Origin of the sequence: Winogradskyella sp. J14-2, from assembly GCF_001971725.1 — a bacterium.
In the GTDB taxonomy this organism is placed as follows: Bacteria; Bacteroidota; Bacteroidia; order Flavobacteriales; family Flavobacteriaceae; genus Winogradskyella.
On record NZ_CP019388.1, the window covers coordinates 3,210,818 to 3,231,646 of the forward strand.

General features: G+C 34.4%; 18 protein-coding genes and 1 tRNA gene. 10 read left to right on the forward strand and 9 right to left on the reverse strand.

Features of this window, described 5'->3' with window-relative positions; genetic code table 11:
* The first annotated feature begins 10 nt into the window (after positions 1-10).
* From BWZ20_RS14390 to BWZ20_RS14410, 5 genes are read left to right on the forward strand one after another with little or no spacing between them, the layout of a single operon-like run.
* Complete coding sequence (locus BWZ20_RS14390) at positions 11-898, forward strand: alpha/beta hydrolase (RefSeq protein ID WP_076620970.1); 888 nt, start codon at positions 11-13, stop codon at positions 896-898.
* The gene (locus tag BWZ20_RS14395) at positions 898-2,598 is read left to right on the forward strand and encodes a sulfatase (protein WP_076620972.1); all 1,701 of its coding nucleotides are present in this window, start codon (positions 898-900) and stop codon (positions 2,596-2,598) included. Before BWZ20_RS14390 ends, BWZ20_RS14395 begins: the two co-directional genes overlap by 1 nt.
* Before the next feature lie 3 nt (positions 2,599-2,601).
* Positions 2,602-4,449, forward strand: coding sequence for a family 43 glycosylhydrolase (locus tag BWZ20_RS14400; RefSeq protein ID WP_083677233.1), 1,848 nt, complete (start codon positions 2,602-2,604; stop codon positions 4,447-4,449).
* Positions 4,449-5,282, forward strand: coding sequence for an endonuclease/exonuclease/phosphatase family protein (locus tag BWZ20_RS14405; RefSeq protein ID WP_076621381.1), 834 nt, complete (start codon positions 4,449-4,451; stop codon positions 5,280-5,282). The genes BWZ20_RS14400 and BWZ20_RS14405 overlap by 1 nt, the downstream gene beginning before the upstream one ends.
* Positions 5,283-5,292: 10 nt before the next feature.
* Complete coding sequence (locus BWZ20_RS14410; protein ID WP_076620974.1) at positions 5,293-6,669, forward strand: sugar porter family MFS transporter; 1,377 nt, start codon at positions 5,293-5,295, stop codon at positions 6,667-6,669.
* A 129-nt stretch (positions 6,670-6,798) separates the two neighbouring features.
* Here the strand turns inward: BWZ20_RS14410 and BWZ20_RS14415 are convergent, their stop codons facing one another.
* The 3 genes from BWZ20_RS14415 to BWZ20_RS14425 form a co-directional block, all read right to left on the reverse strand.
* Positions 6,799-7,932, reverse strand: coding sequence for a PepSY-associated TM helix domain-containing protein (locus BWZ20_RS14415; RefSeq protein ID WP_076620976.1), 1,134 nt, complete (start codon positions 7,930-7,932; stop codon positions 6,799-6,801).
* Between the two features lie 61 nt (positions 7,933-7,993).
* Positions 7,994-10,417, reverse strand: coding sequence for a TonB-dependent receptor (locus tag BWZ20_RS14420; protein WP_076620978.1), 2,424 nt, complete (start codon positions 10,415-10,417; stop codon positions 7,994-7,996).
* A gap of 458 nt (positions 10,418-10,875) precedes the next feature.
* A tRNA-Met gene (locus tag BWZ20_RS14425) sits at positions 10,876-10,949 on the reverse strand.
* Positions 10,950-11,077: 128 nt separating this feature from the next.
* Here BWZ20_RS14425 and BWZ20_RS14430 point away from each other — a divergent pair.
* Positions 11,078-11,470, forward strand: a complete 393-nt coding sequence (locus tag BWZ20_RS14430; RefSeq protein ID WP_076620980.1) for an START-like domain-containing protein — start codon at positions 11,078-11,080, stop codon at positions 11,468-11,470.
* Positions 11,471-11,536: 66 nt separating this feature from the next.
* Positions 11,537-12,391 carry an aminotransferase class IV gene (locus BWZ20_RS14435; RefSeq protein ID WP_076620982.1) on the forward strand — a complete coding sequence of 285 codons (855 nt, stop codon included), beginning with the start codon at positions 11,537-11,539 and terminating at the stop codon, positions 12,389-12,391.
* Here BWZ20_RS14435 and BWZ20_RS14440 read toward each other — a convergent pair.
* From BWZ20_RS14440 to BWZ20_RS14460, 5 genes are all read right to left on the reverse strand, one after another.
* A complete protein-coding gene (locus BWZ20_RS14440) occupies positions 12,388-12,942 on the reverse strand; it encodes a YqgE/AlgH family protein (protein ID WP_076620984.1) in 555 nt (184 codons plus the stop codon). The genes BWZ20_RS14435 and BWZ20_RS14440 overlap by 4 nt on opposite strands.
* 131 nt (positions 12,943-13,073) lie before the next feature.
* Positions 13,074-13,346: an HU family DNA-binding protein gene (locus BWZ20_RS14445; protein WP_076620986.1), complete on the reverse strand. Its 273-nt coding sequence runs from the start codon at positions 13,344-13,346 to the stop codon at positions 13,074-13,076.
* A 197-nt stretch (positions 13,347-13,543) separates the two neighbouring features.
* Positions 13,544-14,503 carry a methionyl-tRNA formyltransferase gene (gene fmt / locus BWZ20_RS14450; RefSeq protein WP_076620988.1) on the reverse strand — a complete coding sequence of 320 codons (960 nt, stop codon included), beginning with the start codon at positions 14,501-14,503 and terminating at the stop codon, positions 13,544-13,546.
* A complete protein-coding gene (locus BWZ20_RS14455; RefSeq protein WP_076620990.1) occupies positions 14,500-16,395 on the reverse strand; it encodes an ATP-dependent DNA helicase RecQ in 1,896 nt (631 codons plus the stop codon). Before BWZ20_RS14455 ends, fmt begins: the two co-directional genes overlap by 4 nt.
* Before the next feature lie 2 nt (positions 16,396-16,397).
* Entirely contained in the window at positions 16,398-16,937 is a 540-nt protein-coding gene (locus BWZ20_RS14460; protein WP_076621382.1) for an AAA family ATPase, read from the reverse strand.
* A gap of 91 nt (positions 16,938-17,028) precedes the next feature.
* On the opposite strand from BWZ20_RS14460, the gene BWZ20_RS14465 reads away from it, so the two are divergent.
* From BWZ20_RS14465 to murA, 3 genes are all read left to right on the forward strand, one after another.
* Positions 17,029-17,322, forward strand: coding sequence for a DUF493 family protein (locus tag BWZ20_RS14465; RefSeq protein ID WP_076620992.1), 294 nt, complete (start codon positions 17,029-17,031; stop codon positions 17,320-17,322).
* An 87-nt stretch (positions 17,323-17,409) separates the two neighbouring features.
* A complete protein-coding gene (locus BWZ20_RS14470) occupies positions 17,410-18,051 on the forward strand; it encodes a DUF4290 domain-containing protein (protein ID WP_076620993.1) in 642 nt (213 codons plus the stop codon).
* A 6-nt stretch (positions 18,052-18,057) separates the two neighbouring features.
* The gene (murA, locus tag BWZ20_RS14475) at positions 18,058-19,368 is read left to right on the forward strand and encodes a UDP-N-acetylglucosamine 1-carboxyvinyltransferase (protein WP_076620995.1); all 1,311 of its coding nucleotides are present in this window, start codon (positions 18,058-18,060) and stop codon (positions 19,366-19,368) included.
* 148 nt (positions 19,369-19,516) lie between these two features.
* Here murA and BWZ20_RS14480 read toward each other — a convergent pair whose 3' ends face one another.
* Positions 19,517-20,827, reverse strand: a complete 1,311-nt coding sequence (locus BWZ20_RS14480; RefSeq protein WP_076620996.1) for a hypothetical protein — start codon at positions 20,825-20,827, stop codon at positions 19,517-19,519.
* Between the last annotated feature and the right edge of the window lie 2 nt (positions 20,828-20,829).

Genomic DNA, 20,829 nt, shown 5'->3' on the forward strand with positions numbered 1-20,829 from the left:
AAAATTTAATATGAAAAACAGACTAACATTATTAATCTTACTAATTGGCTTATCGCTTACATCTCAAAACAAAGCAACTTACACCTATTCCATTAAAGGAAAAGACACATTGAAACTAGATGTTTACACACCAGAAAACATCAAAAAAACCGATACGTTACCTGTATTGCTTTGGATGCATGGTGGCGGATTTGCGGTAGGCCATAGAGATTACATTGACGATGAAAATCTTGTAAAATATGCTGCTGATAAACAAAATTATATTGGTATTTCTATTTCATACAGATTACTAAGAAAAGGCACGGCAACTGGGTTTGGCTGTGATTGTACCAAAGACGAGAAACTAGAAACCTTTAAACAAGCTGCAATCGATTATATGGACGCTGCAAAATATGTAGTTGAGCACGCTAAGCAGCTTCAAATCGATACCACAAAAATCATTGCTGGTGGCAGCAGTGCAGGTGCAGAAGGTATTTTGAATGCCGTTTTTATGCGTGAGTATTTTTTAGATAAAGCAGAAGATTACAAAGACGTAAAGTTTGCAGGTGTGTTTTCTTGTGCAGGCGCAATGGTAGATGCTAGATATTTAACCCAAGATAATGCAGTTCCTGGTGTTTTCTATCATGGCACAAAAGACCAGCTCGTGCCTTTTGGCAATGCACCACATCATTATTGCGAGCCAACAAGGGATGGTTATATTATGTTAGATGGTTCGCAAGTCATAGTTGATAAACTCGAAAATTACGAAATCTCATACTATTTCAACATTGTTAAGGATGCGCGTCACGAAATCTCAAGAATTCCATATGAAGAATTGGATAAAGTATTCAACTTTTTTGAACGTACAGTCCTCAATGATGAAGTCATTCAAACAAAAATTATAAAAACCAAAGAGTAATGCGATATATTTCAGTTTTATTAATAGGCCTTTTAGCCTTTCAATCTTGTAAAGAAAAGAACAAAGACGATGTCAGTTCGAGCGCAGTCGAGAACTCAAAAAGACCAAACATTGTTTATATAATGGCAGATGACCACGCCGAACAAGCCATTAGTGCTTATGGTCATCCGATTAGTCAATTGGCACCAACACCAAATATCGACCGAATTGCAGAAGAAGGTGCGTTATTCAAAAATAATTTTTGTACCAATTCTATTTGTGGACCAAGTAGAGCCGTAGTCTTAACAGGGAAATTTAGCCACGAAAACGGATTCAGGATGAATGGAGACCAATTTGATGGCAGCCAACAAACCTTCCCCAAACTGTTGCAAAAGGCAGGTTATAGTACCGCAATGATTGGTAAGTGGCACCTGCATGGTCTACCTCAAGGCTTCGATTATTGGAACATTTTAAAAGATCAAGGCAATTATTACAATCCCGATTTTATTTCAATAAATGATGCTACTAAGGTTGCGGATACTGTTCAGGTACAAGGTTATGCTACTGATTTAATTACTCAAGATGGGTTGGCTTATCTCAATAAAATGAAGGATGGCGACAAACCATTTATGCTCATGTTACAGCACAAAGCTCCGCATAGAAACTGGATGCCAGCGCTACGTCATGCAAATTTATATGATAACGTGGAATTTCCATTACCAAATACTTACTTTACGGCACATGAAGGTTCGTTGGGTTCCAAAGAACAACAGCAAACCATTTTTAAAGACATGTACGAAGGTCATGATTTAAAGTTGACCAAAGAGAAGGGAAGCCCAGAATTGGCTTGGAACCCCTGGAAAACCGATTTTGAACGAATGACGCCAGAGCAAACCAAAGCTTGGAACAACGCCTATCAGGCCAAAAACGATGCTTTTCATGATGCCAATCTTTCTGGACGTGCTTTGGCCGAGTACAAAGGCCAACGCTACCTACAAGAGTATTTGGCGACCATAGCTGCTGTAGATGAAGGTGTAGGACAAGTGCTCGACTTCTTGGAAGAAAACGGACTAGCCGAAAACACTATCGTTATTTATACCACAGACCAAGGTTTTTATTTGGGCGAAAAAGGATGGTTTGATAAGCGTTATATGTACGAAGAATCCTTGGCAATGCCATTATTGATAAAATATCCTGGAGTGATAAAGCCAGGCACTGAGATTGATGCTATGACGCAAAACCTTGATTTCGCAGAAACCTTTTTAGATTATGCACAAGTAGAAATCCCGGCAGATATGCAAGGCAAATCGCTCCGTCCATTATTAGAAAACACATTTAAAGGCGATGAGTTTAGGGATGCAGTATATTATCATTATTATGATTATCCAGCATTTCACATGGTTAAAAAACATTATGGTGTGCGGACAAAACGTTACAAGCTAATGCATTTCTATGATGATATTGACACTTGGGAATTGTACGATTTAGAAGAAGATCCTAAAGAAGTGAAAAATCAAATCGACAATCCTGAGTACGATGCCATTGAAACAAAATTACGGGCAAAATTGGCCGAGCTTCAAAAGCAATACAAAGTTACACCAACTGATTTTGCACGTGCACCAGAAGACCGTGTTGAGCGCGCCTATAAACAATTTGAAAAACTTCGTGGAAAAACAGGTACAGCTTATGATCCTATAAACGACAAAGACACTAAATTATAAATCATGAAAAAATTACTTTTTTTCTTCATTATAGCATTTGTTTTGTCCTGTAAAACAGATAACAATCAGAATACTAGTTCAAATTCTGGTACAATAGAAAATGACGAAACACAAGATGAGGCACAAACCTACATCAATCCGCTTGATATTGATTACACATATATGGTGTATAATTCAAGTAAGAATAAATCGTACCGTTCTGGTGCAGATCCTGCTTTGATTGAGTTTAAAGGCGAATATTATATGTTCGTAACACGTTCGTTTGGCTATTGGCATTCCACAGACTTAGTCAATTGGAATTTTATAAAACCACAACAATGGTTTTTTGAAGGAAGTAATGCACCAACAGCATTCAACTACAAAGATTCGTTAGTTTATTTTGCTGGCGATCCTGCTGGCTACGGAAGTATTTTATATACAGACGATCCTAAAAAAGGACTATGGACTCCAACTGCTTCTATTTCTAATAATATACAAGATTCAGAATTATTTATTGACGATGATGGCAAAACTTACCTCTATTGGGGAAGTTCTAACGTGCATCCCATTCGTGTAAAAATGCTGAATAAAGACGACCGCTTTTTAGAAACTGGCATTAGAAAAGAGCTGATAAATTTAGATGAAGAAAAGCACGGATGGGAACGTTTTGGCGAAAACAACTTTCACCCAACCTTAAAAGAAGGTTATATGGAAGGCGCGTCAATGACTAAGCATAACGGAAAATACTATTTGCAATACGCAGCACCAGGCACACAATTTAACGTATATGCAGATGGTGTGTATATAGGCGATTCGCCACTTGGACCTTTTTCTTATATGAAAAATAATCCGATGAGCTTTAAACCAGGCGGATTTACTAATGGAGCAGGACACGGTATTACAGTAAAACAAACCAATGGTCAATACTGGCATTTTGCGACGATGGCACTAGCATCTAATGCGCAGTGGGAGCGTCGTTTATGTATGTTTCCTACATATTTTGATGATGATGGTTTAATGTATAGCAATACCTCTTATGGCGATTATCCACGTTTTGGGCCAAATCATCCAACAAAAGCAGGACAGCACAATGGCTGGATGTTGTTATCCTATAAAGGAAATGTAACGGTGTCGTCTTCACTTCAACAAATTATGAAATTTACATCTAATGATAATGAAGTTGAAGTGAAAGAAATCCCAACAACAACCAATGCCAAAGGACAAATAACTTCAAACGTATTAACCGACGAAAACCCAAAAACCTTTTGGGTTGCAGAGGCTAATGACAATAAGCAATGGATAACTATTGAATTATTGAATGAAGGAACTGTACACGCCATTCAACTAAATTATCACGATCACGAATCTGGAATTTACACACGTGTTGAAGGCTTAAAACATCAATTCACAATAGAAACGTCTGAAGATGGTAAAAATTGGAAAACCGTTATAGATAGAAGTCAAAGTGAGATTGACGCGCCAAACGCTTACCTAGTTTTAGAAAAACCGGTAAACGCAAAATACATAAGATATAATAATATAAAAGTACCAGGAAATAACTTCGCCATGTCCGAAATTAGGGTGTTTGGTATTGGTTTGGGTGAAGCACCTAACAAGGTGTCTAACTTTAGAGTTAATCGCGAAAAAGACCGACGAGACGTATCATTTTCGTGGGATGCAGTAGAGGGTGCTCAAGGTTACAACATACGTTGGGGAATTGCGCCAGACAAACTTTATCATTCTTGGCAACTCTATGATACAACAAACCATTTTATGCGCAATTTAGATCGCGATACCTCCTATTATTTTACTATTGAAGCGTATAATGAAAATGGTATTTCAGAACAATGTAACGTTATTTTTGTAGAATGATGAGTAAATATATACTAACCATATTAGTTGTTTTTAGTTCATTTTTGGTTTCATCTCAAGATCTAAAAATTATGAGCTACAACATAAAACTAGATTATCCCAAGGACGGAAAAAATAGTTGGGCCAATAGAAAACCATTCTTAATCAGTCAGGTAAAATTCTATGCACCAGATGTATTGGGAGTGCAAGAAGCCATGCCAAATCAAATGAAAGCTATGGATAGCCTATTAGTGGATTATAGCTACGTTGGTGTTGGTAGAGATGATGGTAAGAATAAAGGCGAGTATTCTGCCATTTTTTATAATAAGGATAAGCTCGATGTAATAAAATCTTCAACCTTCTGGTTATCAGAAACACCAGGCAAAGTTAGTATGGGTTGGGATGCCGTTTGTAATCGTGTATGTACTTATGCATTATTTCAAGATAAAAACACAAATCGTAAGTTTTGGGTGTTCAATACACATTTTGACCATGTAGGGGAAGAAGCAAGAAAGCATAGTGCCATTTTAATTCTTGCTAAAATAAAAAGCCTAAATACGGAGAATCAACCCGTATTTTTAACAGGTGACTTTAATATGGAACCTAATCATAAAAGTATCTCTTTAATTTCTAAAACATTAAAGGATTCTAAACACATTTGCGAATTAGATTTTGGTCCACAAGGGACATTTAATGGTTTTAATTTTAATAAACCAGTAACCCGTAGAATCGATTATATTTTCGTATCAGAAGATGTTGAAGTTAACAAATATGCAGTGTTGAGTGATAATTGGAATATGCAATACCCATCAGACCATCTACCTGTGTTAATAGAAGCTAAACTAACTAACTAATTATATAACAATGAATAAGAAGACATTTTTACTGCTAATTACAGCAATTTCGGCCCTTGGTGGTTTGCTATTTGGTTATGATACTGGTGTAATTAATGGCGCACAATTTTATTTGAGTAAGTATTTTGAATTTGACCCAACAATGAAAGGTTTAGTTGTGAGCAGTGCACTTTGGGGTTGTTTTTTTGGTGCCATTATTGCCGGACCCTTAAGTATAAAAATAGGGCGCAAGTGGTCGTTAATTATTTCAGCGATACTATTCTCTGTATCAGCTTGGGGTTCTGGACTACCAGAAATGTTGCCTGAAACTATAACGGTGCTTATCGTTTTTAGGATTATTGGTGGATTGGGAATTGGTATAGCTTCGATGAATGCACCTATGTACATAGCCGAAATTGCACCAAGTAACATTAGAGGAAAAATGGTAACGTACTACCAACTAGCTATTGTGGTAGGCTTTTTTGTAGTGTTTTTAGCTACTTATTTTATAGGTAATAACTTAACCGAAGCACAAAATATTCAATTTGGCTGGAGACGCATGTTTTGGTCTGAACTTATACCAAGTATCCTGTTTTTAGTGCTCCTGTTTCTTGTTCCTAAGAGTCCACGTTGGTTGGCATTAAAAGGAGATGATGATGCAGCCTTGAGGATTTTGAATAAAGTTCATGGTGAAGTTCAGGCAAAAAACGAAATTAAAGAGATTAAAGAATCTTTAGAAACTAATAACAACAAAGAAAAAGTTAATTATTTATCAAAGGCAATTCTTATAATTATAATCATTGGTACTGCACTTTCTATGTTACAACAGTTTACAGGAATTAATGCGGTACTATATTACGGAGCAGATATATTTGAAAAGGCTTTAGGTTTTGGAAAAGAGGATGTATTGGCTCAACAAATATTGTTAGCATTTGTTAATTTGGTATTTACGTTTGTGGCGATGTTTACTGTTGATAAATACGGTAGAAAACCATTATTGTATATTGGTTCTATTGGTATGATTGTAGGGTTCTTGTTATTAGGAGTTTCATTGCAACAAAATGCAGTAGGCTTGGTATCTTTAATTGGTGTTTTAGTATTTATCGCTTCTTTTGCTTTGTCCATGGGACCTGTAGTTTGGGTGATATTATCAGAAATGTTCCCTAATAAAATGCGAAGTGTTGCCATGTCTGTAGCCGTAGCAGCACAATGGGCTGCAAATGGTTTGGTATCACAGACGTTTCCGATGGTAATGGAAAGTGAGGCCAACAACAGCGCACCTTGGAATGGCTCAATGCCATACTTTATTTTTATAGCCTTTATTCTTGTAATTATCTTTTTAACTTATAAGTTTATTCCAGAAACCAAAGGAAAATCCTTGGAAGAGATCGAGGAATTTTGGGAGTAATCAGACTTAAATTGTATAAATAAAAAAAAACGGTTTAGCAGATTCTAGACCGTTTTTTTTATATACTATCGTTTCAATTTTAATTTACATCAACAAAAACGTATGTAATAGAATAGAGGCGCACTAAACTTAGATGCTTTTTATAACTTTCTTCTTTTTATAGTTTCGTCCATACCATAGCAAAACACCTGTAATTGGTAAACTTGCTGTTAATAAGCTAACTAAAAAAGCAATAATCTTTCCGGCTATTCCTCCTATTGCGCCTATGTGTATGTCATAATTCATACGCAGTATTTTATCAGCTAATTGGGCATTTTTATATTTTCCATAAATACTTGGCGTTTCAATTTCCTCTAAAGTGTTTTGATCGAAAAACCTAAAATCTGAATCATAATATAACCCTTTACTGTTAGAAACTTCTACATAGATACTTTCTTCTTTTGTTTTGGGGTAATGTATTTCAAAGCTCTCAGCATTTGGATTTTCTTTTTTGAGTTTATAAATTAAATGATCTATTGGTACTTCACTGTCTTTTTCATTAATATTGCTCAGATTTTTTGGCACAATAAAATGCACATTTTTTTGGCCACTAGCAGTTTTATACACTATATATTTTAGCCAGTTGTAGGACATCATGGAGCCGGTAAATGCTAAAATCAATGCCAACGAACAAATATAAAATCCTATAACAGTATGTAGATCAAAGTTTTTACGTTTCCAGCGTGTGGTTTTTTTCCAATCAAATCTTAAGCGTTGCTTAAGATTTTTACGTTTTTTGGGTAGCCATAAAATGAAACCCGACAAAATAATTAAAATAAAAACTAAGATTGAAGCTCCTACAACTTGCTCGCCAATTGCTTTGGGCAGCCAAAGGCGCATGTGGCCCTTTAAAACAAATGCAAAAAAACCTGAAAGGTGGTCATCTATCTGAATCACCTTACCAGAGTATGGATTTAAGAAGACGCTTTGGTAAAACTCTGGTTCAGCGTCGTAAAATATAACTTCTATAGCCTCATCACTTTTCTTAAAAAGTGTTCCGTGCACTGTATTATTGGGAAAAATCTCTTTAGCTATTTCTCTTGCCTCAGTTGGTGTTATAATGGGTTGGTTCTGTGGTGAGACGTTTTTATAATCGTCGTATAAGCTTTCAATTTCGTCTTTAAAAGTCCAGCAGCATCCTGTAATTGCCACTATAAATACCACGAGACCTGTAATAAGGCCTAATATTTTATGTAGCTGAAATATGATCTTTTTAAAGGTCATTGATAAGAGTTTAAGAAAAGAGCAAGAACAATTTATTGTCTTGCTCTTTTTACGGAAATAATTAAAATAGATATGAAATGTTTGCCAATAATGCTCTTGGTTGTTGGGGATTTATGGTGGTCCATCCTTTGTAGTATTCCTTATTAAAGGCATTATTTAATTTTAACCCGATTCTATATTTATCTGCCTGATAAAAAACGGTTGCGTTTGCAATGGTGTAACTTGGTAAGATAAACTCTCCGGTAGAGGCATAGTTAATTGCAAGACGCTCACTTGCGCCATTAAATCCTAATCCAATTCCAAAACCATCTAATTTTCCATCTTGAAATTCATAATTTGCCCAAAAGTTATAAAGTGTTTCTGGTCCAGCTTCAAGTGGTCTTCTATTTAGTATTTCTGTATTGTCTGATTTGGTAGTTTCGCTGTCGTTATTACTATAGCCAGCTCTAATATTGAGTCCTTTTATTGGGTTGGCATTTATTTCAATTTCAAAACCTTTGCTAACTACTTCACCACCTTGAATTCTATTAAAGGGCGACGAAGGATCTGTTATAACTCGGTCTTTTACCTTAATATCGTAATAACTTATGGTTGCATTTAGGCGGTTATTAAAGAGGTTTGTTTTAATTCCAAACTCAAGTTGATTGGCTTGTTCTGGGTCAAAGGTCTTTAGAGTTTGTGGACCATCATCAGGGTTGCCCACTAATTGCGGTGCCACATTGGTAAAACCATTTTGGTAGTTTCCAAACACTGATAGTTTATCTTTTATGGGCTGATACAATAATCCTAATTTTGGTGAAAAGGTGGTTTGATTAAAATCGTCATCGCTATCAGATAGATCACCTTCATTATCAAAATGGTCTAACCTTATACCCATCATTGCAGAGAAGTTATCCGTAAAATTGATAACGTCAGATACATATACACTGTAAATATGATATTTAGACTTTATATTAGCTACTCCTTGCGATGCCAGTACAGCATCAACACCCGATGTTGATAGCGGGAATAAGTCATCTTCAACATCTGGAGTAAAAGGATTATCACCGTTTAGGTTTCCGTCTGGTGTTACATTTCCGTAAAACGCATATCCTGTACTGTTATCTGTCTGTGTTTGATTAAAATAGTCGATACCAACAACCATTCTATTTCTTAACGCGCCGATGTTAAAATCTCCTATAAAGTTTTGCTGAATGTCTGTTGTTTGGGTATTTGCATTCTGTCTGTTAATAAAACGAGAATATGTATTACCTTCTAAAATACCAAAATCAAAAAGGTACGAGTAATATCCCTTTGTTGATGTGAAACTTTTTGAAAGTAGGGTTTGAGATTGCCATGTATCGGATATTTTATAATCCATTTCAATTCTATAATTCTGAGTAGGGTTTTGTAAGGTTAAGTCATTGCTTGTAAATGATAGTTTGTTGTTATAATTGAGTTCATTAAGATTTGATGCGACTGTTGGTGCGCTTCTATTTAGAAATAAAAACGTAGGGTTTGTTTGCTCTGCTTGGGTAATTTCTCCGTAAAAAGAGAACGAAAGTCTATTGTTTACTCTATACGATAACGATGGTGCTATAAAAAAAGATGTTCTAAAGCCAGCGTCTTGAAAACTTTGTTCTGTTGTATAAGCGGTATTTAACCTAAAATATAAATTATCTTTTTTGCTCAACGCAGTATTAAAATCTCCAACAATTTGGTTTAGTCCATAAGTCCCAGAAGTAAAAGATAACTCACCGCCTGTACCTACATAAGGTTTTTTGGTAACAACGTTTATGAGGCCACCATAAGAGCTTACGGCATTTCCAAACAATGTGGCAGAAGGCCCTTTTAATACCTCAATACGCTCAATGTTTGCAGGATTTATTGTTCCGTTTGTTAGACCAGGTAGACCGTTTACCAGTTGAGGCTGAACAGAAAACCCTCTAAGCGAATAATAACCAGCACCGTCGCCACCACGACCTGTAGATGTCCACAATTGCTCAACACCAGTTGCATTTTTTAGTGCATCATCAAAATTTGTAACGATCTGTGATTTTAAAATTTCGTTGGTGACTGTACTGTATACTTGTGTGTTTTCTATGTCTTTTAGAGGAAGTTTAGCAACATAAGCCGTTTTTTTTCTTGAGAATTTGTTGCGACGCTCGCCTTGGATGACCACCTCATTTAAAATTTCATTTCCCTCATAGAGAATTATTGGTTCTAGTTCTAAGGTTTGATTATTGGTTACTGAGATAGGAATTTCTTTTGTTTTAAAACCGATATGAGAAACCGAAAGAATATAATTACCTTTCTCTAGAGTATTAATTTCAAAGTAACCATTTTCATTGGTTTGTGTACCCTTGGTTGTGTTCTGTAAAGTAACATTTACACCATAAAGAGGGTTTTGATTGTAGTCTTTTACAGTTCCAGTAACTGTGCCGCTTTGAGATAAAATTAAATTTGTAAATAGTAGGATGGCTAATGTAGGTAATAGATTTTTCATTTGTATTTATTTAGACTTGATATAAATAGTGAATTAGGACGCAAAAATATTTATCAATTCTTTATTTACAAAATTATTTATAACAATTCTAAATAATAATTTTTAACACATTGATTCTCTGATAGAAGATGAGTGTTTATTTGATTAAAAAAAACTAGCTAAGTCAAAACGAACGCAAGCTTTCTAACACTATTTAAGTTTCTACTATTGTATAATTTTAAATGGCATGAGAACCTTTTGAGTGACTGACACTATAGGTGTTATCGTAGGTTATAGGTTGGTTTTCTCACAGATTTTACTGAAATATTATAGCTAATAATTGGTTATAACCGTTGTTAAAACATTACTATTGTTATTTCTGTTTTTGTGTTTAAGACGTCATTAAATCACAAACTAGATGAATAAAAAAACGGCTTAGCGTGAACTAAACCGTAAATTTTGGGTGATTTATCTACTAGTAGCGAGATCGAGATTTGAACTCGAGACCTCCGGGTTATGAATCCGACGCTCTAACCAACTGAGCTACCTCGCCATTTTTGCGGTTGCAAATATAAAAACAAAATCTAGTACCACAAACAATACATTCTAAAAAATATTTTTTATCTAAAGTTTTGAATTGTATCATAATTGCATATATTGAACAAATAATTAAATGCTTCTATGGACGATAAAGAAAAATATGAAATGGAGTTTGTAATACAAGCATCTCCATCGTTGATTTACCAGTATATATCTACACCTTCAGGCCTTTCGGAGTGGTTTGCCGACAATGTGAATTCTAGAGGAGAATTGTTTACTTTTATTTGGGATGGATCTGAAGAACAAGCAAAATTATTGACAAAAAAAAGTGGAGAACGCGTAAAGTTTCGTTGGTTAAGCGACGAAGAAGATGGTGCGAGTTATTATTTTGAAATTAGAATACAAGTAGACGAAATCACAAAAGATGTATCTCTTATGATAACAGATTTTGCTGAAGAAGATGAGATAGATGAAGGCAAAATGCTTTGGGATAATCAAATCTCTAGTCTTAAACAAGTTTTAGGCTCGCGATAACCTGTAACTAACACAACTATTATATATTTGTCTCGGTTTAATTTAAAACTAAATCGAGACTTTTTTATGGTAAATTTTAACGGAAACCTAATTGACCCTGATAATGCTTTATTCACATCAGAAAATAGAGGCTACAAGTACGGTGATGCACTTTTTGAAACTTTAAAAGTTGTTAATGGTAAAATATTTTTTTGGGAAGACCATTACTTTAGGCTTATGGCATCGATGCGCATAATGCGTATGGATATTCCTATGAATTTTACTATGGAATTTTTAGAGGCAGAAATTCTCAAAACGATTGAGGCAAGCAACCTACATAATACGTCTGCAAGAGTACGATTAAATGTTGATAGAGGGGAAGGTGGTAGGTATTTACCAAGCGAAGCATCTAAAGTAAACTTCAATATTACAGCAGAAACTTTTGAGGAGGCATTTTATATAGTTAAGGATAACCAATCCTACGAAGTTGATTTATATAAAGACTTTTTTGTTGCACCAGGATTGCTTTCTGGCTTAAAAAACAACAATAAAGCAATCCAAATAATGGGAAGCATTTATGCCAAGGAAAATGATTTAGAAAATTGTTTGGTACTCAATACCAATAAGTCTGTGATAGAAGCTTTAAACGGGAATTTATTTTTAGTAAAGGGAGATAAAGTTAAAACTCCACCTCTTGAAGATGGATGTTTAAAAGGTATAATGCGAAAGCAGATTTTAGAAATTTTATCTAAGGATGTAAATCTTTTTGTAGAAGAAGCTTCAATTAGCCCTTTTGAACTTCAAAAAGCGGACGAATTGTTTATCACAAATGTAATTAAAGGTATAGTACCAATAAAAAAGTATCGTAAGAAGACTTATAGTAACGATTTTGCAAAAAAACTTGCTAACAATTTGAATGCAAAAATAAGGCTAGGAGCTTAATTATAGCTTGGGTTTTCGGGCGCATTAGACCATATTTTATATTCACCACCGAGCTCTAACATTTTTTCGCGCCAAAAAGAATTACAGGACTTTGCAATAATTTCGTTGTTATAAATATTTTCGGATACAAGCCACGCATTAGACTCTAATTCGTTATCTAATTGCTGCTCAGCCCAGCCTGAATAGCCTAAAAAGAACCTTATATCATTCTTGGTAATTTTATTACTATTAATAAGGTCTAAAACTACGGTAAAGTCTCCTCCCCAAAAAATACCATTAGATATTTCTACACTATTAGGAATTAGTTCTGGTGATTTATGGATAAAGTATAGATTATCTTGTTCTACAGGGCCACCATTATATATTATAAATTCTGATTCTGTTCCTTCAATAAGGTCTTTTAAATTATATTCTAGAGGTTTGTTTAGTATAAACCCAACAGATCCCAACGCGTTATGGTCTGCTAAGAGAATCACAGCCCTATTAAAGGATATGTCGCCTATTATAGATGGCTCTGCGATTAATAAATTGCCTTTTTCGGGTTTAGTCATTTTTTAAATATCCTATAAATGATAATTAAATCTAGAATATTTTTGTCACTTAAACAACTTAAAGCTATTAAAATTGGGGTAAAAAAAAGCCTGCTAATTTTAGCAGGCTTGATATTTTAAGAAAAAATGTTTTAGTTTACAGCGTTGCTTAAGTCAGAACCTGCCTTAAATTTTACTACATTTTTAGCTTTAATCTTAATAGTTTTACCAGTTTGTGGGTTTCTTCCATCTCTGGCAGCTCTTCTAGAAACTGACCAAGATCCAAATCCTACTAAAGAAACTCTATTTCCTTTTTGTAAAGCTCCTTCGATATCAATTAGCATAGAATCTAATGCTTTTTTAGCAGCAGCTTTTGTAATTCCAGCATTCTCTGCCATACCATTGATTAAATCTGTTTTGTTCATAAATTTTAAATTTAAATTGTTAAATATTTAGTTTTTAAAAAATTAATTTTTAAAAATCTATACACAAATTTATCAGTAATATTAAGCCACGCAAGTAATAGCAAGGGAAATCGGCGATTTTGTTGATAAATTACACTATTTGTTAATAAAGCAATGCGTTTTATCGGATTTTTCACTATCTCAATGATGGTAGGGCTTTACAAGAGTTTAGCATTTTTAGAAAATTCAAAACCGTTTAAAAGTGATTTTGTATCCATTTTTCGTTTTCCAGGTAACTGCATTTCGTTCACTTTTATATAACCTCCTTGGCATGAAACTTTTAGTTCTGTTTTGTCAATAAAAATTTGTCCAGCTTCAAAATTATGTGCTTGGTATTCTTTTTCTACATCGTATAGTTTAATAGCTAGTAGATCTTTTTCTGCATTATCTAGATAGCACCAAGCTGTCGGAAAAGGATTTAGTCCTCTTATCTTGTTGTAAATGGTATCTAAATTAGATGTCCAATCTATTTTGCAGTTATCGCGATTAAGTTTGTAAGCGGTTTTTAAATCTTCTGATTTTGGTTGAATGGTTGTGGTTACCTCACCTGTTTCAATGAGTTGTACTGTTTTTACCACAAGATTACTTCCTATAGTCATGAGTTCATCATGTAGCTCTCCAACTGTAGTGTTTTCAATAATACCTGTTTCTTCACTTAGTATTATGGCGCCTGTATCAATTTTTTCATCTATAAAGAATGTGGTGACTCCGGTTTTCTTCTCACCATTTATAATGGCCCAATGTATTGGTGCTGCTCCTCTGTATTGTGGTAATAAAGATGCGTGTAGGTTAAATGTACCATACTCTGGCATTTGCCAAACAACTTTAGGTAACATCCTAAAAGCAACAATAATTTGTAAGTTGGCATTAAGTGCTTTTAATTCTTCAATAAAAGATTGGGCTTTAAGATTTGTAGGTTGAAGAATATTTAGGTTGTGCTCTAATGCAAATTCTTTTACTGCAGAAGCCTTTAATTTTTGACCACGACCAGCTTTACGATCTGGAGCTGTAATTACTCCAACCACATTGTAATCATTTTCTAAAAGTGCTTTTAAAGTGGCAACTGCAAAATCTGGAGTTCCCATAAAAACAATTCGTAAGTCGCGTTTTTTTGTCATAGTATTGCGTAAGTGTTAGAATTTGTAATAATAATCTTTTTGGTTGCTATTAGCATTTTAAGAGTCTCTAATAGCTCGCTTTGTGTACAGCTAATAGTTAGTAATAATTGGCGTGAGGATAAATCTTCTTTTTCTAATGCTTTTAGAATTTTGTCAGCAACATTATTGTTGGTTTTAGTTTGTAGGTGTGTTGTCTTTTGAAGACAAACCGAACACAAACCACAATTTTTAGTTATTTTTTCTCCAAAGTAAGCAAGCAACTGTCGGTTTCTACATATGGTATCATTGTTTATATAGTTTACTACTGCTTCTATTTGTTGGTGTTTTAGTTGGTGATGTTGTTCTATGGTTTTTATTATGGGATTTATAGTGATACTATCTTCACGAGGTTTTAAAAATGTAATTTCAGAGTCTGTATTAGCCATTTCTAAACTAATAACTTCATCCTTTTCTAATTGTTTTAGTTGCTCAATAACCTTCTTCTCCGGCATGCTAGATTTTTCAGTAACAAGATTTAGATTAACTTTTGTGTCGTAATCAAAAATACCACCATAGGTACGAAGCAGTACTTTTATAAGCGTATTAAAATCTAAATGCCGCTCTAAATATTGAAATAATTGATGGTTAGAAATTAAAAACTGAATCTTTGTCTTAAAGTTAAAGTGTTGTGTTAATACAATGATTGAGTTTCTGTCTAAAAGTGTTAGTGTGTTGTAAGTAAGACTAAGATTAAGCTTATAGGTGTTACAAAACGTTTTAAAATCGAAATGAAACGTACTGTTTTCTCCATCACCGTATGCAATTTGAAAATAGTTACACAGCTTTTTATAGATGGTTTTTACATAGTCTGAAGACGGTAAAGTATTCAAAAATTGACTTTTTAAATGTTCTTCATCTATATTTTGTTTTAATATAATAGCATTTGCTAATTTTCCATTTCTGCCAGCTCTCCCTGCTTCTTGGTAATAACTCTCTAAACTTTCGGGTAAATTGTAATGTATAACGTTTTTTACGTTAGGTTTATCAATCCCCATGCCAAAAGCCGTAGTTGCTACCATGATGAGTTTCTGCTCACTTAGCCACAATTGTAATCTTTCATTTTTTTCTTTGTTTGTAATGCCACCATGGTAAAATGTAGATGAAAAACCTTGTGCCTCTAGATAGTTACTTATGTCTTTTGTAGCACGTCTGTTTCTAACATAGATTATAGAACTTTCTGGGTTTTTACTTAACGTATGTTTTAACTGAAACAATTTGTCTTCTGTTTTAATAACTTGGTAAGAAATATTTTTTCGTGTAAAAGAAGCTTTAAATATTTTTGGAGCAACAAAATCTAAATTAGAAACAATATCGTCTATAATGCTGTATTTGGCAGATGCGGTTAATGCAATACAATTCACTTGAGGATGAAGTTCTCTTAGAATTGAAATATGCTTATAAGCTGGTCTAAAATCATTTCCCCATTGACTAATACAGTGTGCTTCATCTACAGCTATTAAATTTACTTGCATAAGTTGCAAACGCTCTTTTACTAGAGGCTGCTGTAAGCGCTCTGGCGAAAGATATAAGAACTTATAGTTACCGTAAATACAGTTGTCTAACTGTGTATCTATATCTTTATAAGACATGCCAGATGTTAACGCAATAGCTTTAATGCCTTTTTGTTTTAGCGTATTAACCTGATCTTTCATTAAGGCAATAAGCGGTGAAACCACAATGCAAATGCCTTCTTTCATTAAAGCAGGAATCTGAAAACAAATGGATTTTCCACCACCAGTTGGCAACAAAGCAAAAGTATCTTCATTTGCCAATACAGAATTGATTATGTCTTCTTGTAAGGGTCTAAAAGAAGTATAACTCCAGTAACGTTCTAAAACTTCAATAGGATGCATTACTACAAATTTAAGACCTCTAAGATAAAGTCTGTGCGCTTTTCTATACTTTCAAAAGGAACATCAATGAGTTGATAGCCAAATTTCATATAGGTTTTTAATAAATGATGGTGAATTTCTATGGCCTGCTCAAAATTTTCATAACGTTCACTATCGCTAGTAAAAATCTCTTGCCATGGTGCTAAAACAAAAACATGGCTATAGCGATTGTTTTTTGATGCATCTATGAAGTATTGAGGGTATTTATCTCCTATATAATCCATGTAGGCCAAAATGTCTGGAAGGCCTCTGTCTAAAAAAACAGCACTAGCAGTTTCATTAGAAGCCTCGTTATATTGTTTTAAACGTCCTTCCAAAAGCTTTTCGCTAAACAGCAATGGTTCTGTTAAAAAAAGTTGATCTATGCCATCCCTTCTTGCATTTAGAGTAACCTCTCTCGAGATTTCATCATAGCACAAGAAACCACGATTTTTAAGGTGATTTATTATGGATGATTTTCCGGTACCAGGACCACCTGTAATTACGATTTTCTTTGGACTCAAATTGGCAGTATTTTTGCAGTAAAAATCGTTATAAATTATTAAAACCAAAAATGTAAAGTAAGATGTATCTTTGCATTTATAAAAATAGATAATGGACAAGAATAAAAAATCAGATGCGTTTTATAAAAAACTTAAGACACAACTACAAGATACAGCCCTTTGGCCAACAGAATACTTGTACAAATTCATAGTCGTTTCTGAGACTTCAAAAATAGAAGAAGTAAAGGCACTATTTAATCATACAGGTGCAGTAATTAATACAAGACCATCTAAAAATGGTAAATATACCAGTGTTTCTGTTAATGTTAGAATGAAAAACCCTGATGCTGTCATTGCCAAATACAAGGAAGTAGGCGAAAAGGTGGAAGGTGTAATTTCCCTTTAAAATTTATTCTAAGCTAGCTATTTTTTTGTACTTTGCGGCATAACCTAGAAACTTCGGGTTTTTAATAATTTACTACACATTTATATTTTGATTGACAATTTAGAATACAATACAGAACGCGAACATTTAATAATACCAGAATATGGCCGTCACCTGCAAAAGATGATTAACTATGCCAAATCTCGCGAAACAAAAGAAGAGAGAAACAAACTAGCAAAATCCATTATTTCTGTAATGGGAAATCTTCAGCCTCACCTAAGAGATGTGCCAGATTTTCAGCACAAGCTGTGGGATCAATTGTTTATTATGTCTGATTTTGAACTGGATGCAGATTCTCCATATCCTAAACCCTCTAGAGAAGAATTAAGTGCAGGTCCGGAGCCCTTAAAATATCCACAAAACCATCCTAAATATCGTTTTTATGGTAATAATATAAAGACAATGATAGACGTAGCATGTACTTGGGATAAAGGCGAAATGAAAGAAGCTTTGATTTACACCATAGCCAACCACATGAAAAAATGTTATCTCAATTGGAACAAGGATAGTGTAGAGGATACTGTTATTTTTGACCATTTATTTGAATTATCTAACGGTAAAATAAACCTTAAAAATAGCGAGGAAGACCTTAGTGACTCTTCTAGCTTAATGCGTACAAAATCTAAGTATAGCAACAAAGGAGGAAAAAAATCAAAAAAGAAATATTCTAACAATCGCAAACGTTACTAATTACACATGAGTACATTTAAAATCGAAGGCGGACACCAATTAAAAGGTTCAATAAAACCACAAGGTGCTAAAAACGAGGCTTTACAAATTCTTTGTGCAGTTTTGCTAACCTCAGAGACTGTTATCATTAACAACATTCCAGATATTATTGATGTTAACAAGCTTATTGCATTGTTAGAAAAACTCGGTGTTAAAATTGAAAAACTAGGACACGGTTCTTACAGTTTTAAGGCTGATGAAGTTAACCTAAAGTATTTAGAGTCTGCAGAATTTAAGGAAGATGGTAAAGGGTTAAGAGGCTCGATTATGATTGTTGGTCCTTTATTAGGGCGCTTCGGTAAAGGATACATTCCAAAACCAGGTGGTGATAAAATCGGTCGTCGTCGTTTAGATACTCATTTTGAGGGTTTTATAAATCTTGGTGCTAAGTTTAGATATAATAGAGAAGACTATTTCTATGGAGTAGAAGCAGAGGAGTTAAAGGGAACTTATATGCTACTCGATGAAGCTTCTGTTACAGGTACAGCAAATATTGTTATGGCTGCTGTTTTAGCAAAAGGCCAAACAACAATTTACAATGCTGCTTGCGAACCTTACCTACAGCAGTTGTGTAAAATGCTAAACAGAATGGGTGCCAAAATTTCTGGTATTGGTTCTAATATGCTCATTATTGATGGTGTTGAGCGTTTAGGTGGTACAGAACATAAAATGCTGCCAGACATGATTGAAATAGGTAGTTGGATAGGTTTAGCAGCAATGACCAAAAGCGAATTAACCATTGAAGATGTTAGCTGGAAAGATCTGGGACAAATACCCAATGTTTTTAGAAAGCTAGGAATTACTGTAGACCAACAAGGCGACAATATTTTTATACCTGCGCATACAGACGGTTACCAAATTCAAAATTATATTGATGGTTCTATACTAACCATTGCAGATGCGCCTTGGCCAGGTTTTACACCAGACTTGCTTAGTATCGTTTTGGTAATAGCAACACAAGCTAGAGGCGAGGTATTAATACATCAAAAAATGTTTGAAAGCCGCTTATTCTTTGTAGATAAGTTAATTGATATGGGCGCAAAAATTATTTTGTGCGATCCACACAGAGCAACGGTTATCGGTCACGATTTTAAGTCTCAGCTAAAAGCTACAACGATGACCTCGCCAGATATTAGGGCAGGAGTTTCATTATTGATTGCAGCACTTTCAGCAAAAGGCACTTCAACCATACATAATATTGAACAAATCGATAGAGGTTACGAAAACATCGACACACGTTTAAGAGCAATTGGAGCAAGGATTGAGCGTCTGAACTAAAGTTTAATTTGGTTGATATAAAAAATATACTTCGTTTTGTTAGTTGCTCTTTTAGTCATTTATTAAAACTTATAAATTTTTTGCTTCGTAAATAAAAAAAAACCACACAATGTGGTTTTTTTTCTTAATTATAATACTAAATAATAATTTAGTCGTCTAAATATGTTGCACGTATTTGAATTTTATTATAACCGTCTATTGTAGCAAAAACTTTATAGGTTTTCGCAGGACCATCATTTGTATTATACATAGGAAAAAGAATAAATTCTTGAGTCTCATAAGTGTTTAGTGTAATTCTATCATTATAACCTGAACCATCCCAAAGACTTAATATTGGTTGCCATGTATTGTAAAAAATTTCATCACTTCTAAAATTATATTCAGTAGTATTGCCGGGTAGACTAATACTATAGCTTTTCTTTTTACCATATACCTGTTGTTGAGAACTACCAGAGATTGTTCTCGCTTCAATATGTCCCGATCCTGAAGTACTACTATATCTAAACTGAAGATTACCTACGGTAACTATAGAGTTTGTAGCAGAATCAGCTAGACTACATAAAGACGCATCGTGAGTAGCTACGGCTTCTGCTGGAGACTCCCATGTAGCATTTCCATTTGCATCAGAAGTTAATACAGCACCTTCAGTTGCATTATCTGTAATTTGTAATTGTGTGGTTTTAGTTTTACCGATAACATCGAGTTTTTCAGCCGGATTATTAGTACCAATGCCAATATTACCTCCTTTTTTTATGGTAAGGTTGGTAATATCATCATCAAAACGAAATCTAAAAAAACGAGAGGCTTCGTCAACATCGGCGACATTTTCAAAATTGAAGCGACTACGGTTGCCAGAGTTTTCTCCGTTTAGTACAATACCTGTCTCTCCGCTTGGTGTTCCAAATTGGATATGATGATTTGTTGTGCTCCAAGCAATTCCACTCGTGCCATTTACCTCTAAATTATGTGTAGGGTCGTTTGTGCCAATACCAACATTCCCGTTGTTAAATACAGCATCATTAGTATTTGTACCGTCAGTAAATTTCTGATTTTTTGATCGTTCCGCTACAATAGCATAGGGTACACTTAGCATTTCCGTAGTTTGCGATATGGTATAGTTAGAACCACCAGTAAGGTCTATATCTGTTTTAACAAAATGGGTGTCACTAGCCCAATCGATGTTATCGAAGCTATCGGTTGTTGTGCCCAGACCAATTTTTAAGGTGGCCAAACCATTTATATTTGTTGTAATTACATGGGTTTCGGTATACACGGTAGATCCTGTTGCACTTCCTTGTAGTATACTAATTTGAACTCCAATATTTTGATTGGCAACTAATTCCCCTGCATTATCTCTAACGACTGCTTGATAACTAATAGCGTTTTGTGCAGTTAAGTAGGTGGTGAGTATTAAACTAAAAATAAGTCCGAGTAATAAGTGTTTGGTAATTGTTTTCATTT

What these genes read in the sequence shown, in the direction of transcription:
- BWZ20_RS14390 (WP_076620970.1), top strand. Translation starts at nt 11, where the DNA reads ATGAAAAACAGACTAACATTATTAATCTTACTAATTGGCTTATCGCTT.
- BWZ20_RS14395 (WP_076620972.1), top strand. Translation starts at nt 898, where the DNA reads ATGCGATATATTTCAGTTTTATTAATAGGCCTTTTAGCCTTTCAATCT.
- BWZ20_RS14400 (WP_083677233.1), top strand. Translation starts at nt 2,602, where the DNA reads ATGAAAAAATTACTTTTTTTCTTCATTATAGCATTTGTTTTGTCCTGT.
- BWZ20_RS14405 (WP_076621381.1), top strand. Translation starts at nt 4,449, where the DNA reads ATGAGTAAATATATACTAACCATATTAGTTGTTTTTAGTTCATTTTTG.
- BWZ20_RS14410 (WP_076620974.1), top strand. Translation starts at nt 5,293, where the DNA reads ATGAATAAGAAGACATTTTTACTGCTAATTACAGCAATTTCGGCCCTT.
- BWZ20_RS14415 (WP_076620976.1), bottom strand. Translation starts at nt 7,932, where the DNA reads ATGACCTTTAAAAAGATCATATTTCAGCTACATAAAATATTAGGCCTT.
- BWZ20_RS14420 (WP_076620978.1), bottom strand. Translation starts at nt 10,417, where the DNA reads ATGAAAAATCTATTACCTACATTAGCCATCCTACTATTTACAAATTTA.
- BWZ20_RS14430 (WP_076620980.1), top strand. Translation starts at nt 11,078, where the DNA reads ATGGACGATAAAGAAAAATATGAAATGGAGTTTGTAATACAAGCATCT.
- BWZ20_RS14435 (WP_076620982.1), top strand. Translation starts at nt 11,537, where the DNA reads ATGGTAAATTTTAACGGAAACCTAATTGACCCTGATAATGCTTTATTC.
- BWZ20_RS14440 (WP_076620984.1), bottom strand. Translation starts at nt 12,942, where the DNA reads ATGACTAAACCCGAAAAAGGCAATTTATTAATCGCAGAGCCATCTATA.
- BWZ20_RS14445 (WP_076620986.1), bottom strand. Translation starts at nt 13,346, where the DNA reads ATGAACAAAACAGATTTAATCAATGGTATGGCAGAGAATGCTGGAATT.
- fmt (WP_076620988.1), bottom strand. Translation starts at nt 14,503, where the DNA reads ATGACAAAAAAACGCGACTTACGAATTGTTTTTATGGGAACTCCAGAT.
- BWZ20_RS14455 (WP_076620990.1), bottom strand. Translation starts at nt 16,395, where the DNA reads ATGCATCCTATTGAAGTTTTAGAACGTTACTGGAGTTATACTTCTTTT.
- BWZ20_RS14465 (WP_076620992.1), top strand. Translation starts at nt 17,029, where the DNA reads ATGGACAAGAATAAAAAATCAGATGCGTTTTATAAAAAACTTAAGACA.
- murA (WP_076620995.1), top strand. Translation starts at nt 18,058, where the DNA reads ATGAGTACATTTAAAATCGAAGGCGGACACCAATTAAAAGGTTCAATA.
- BWZ20_RS14480 (WP_076620996.1), bottom strand. Translation starts at nt 20,827, where the DNA reads ATGAAAACAATTACCAAACACTTATTACTCGGACTTATTTTTAGTTTA.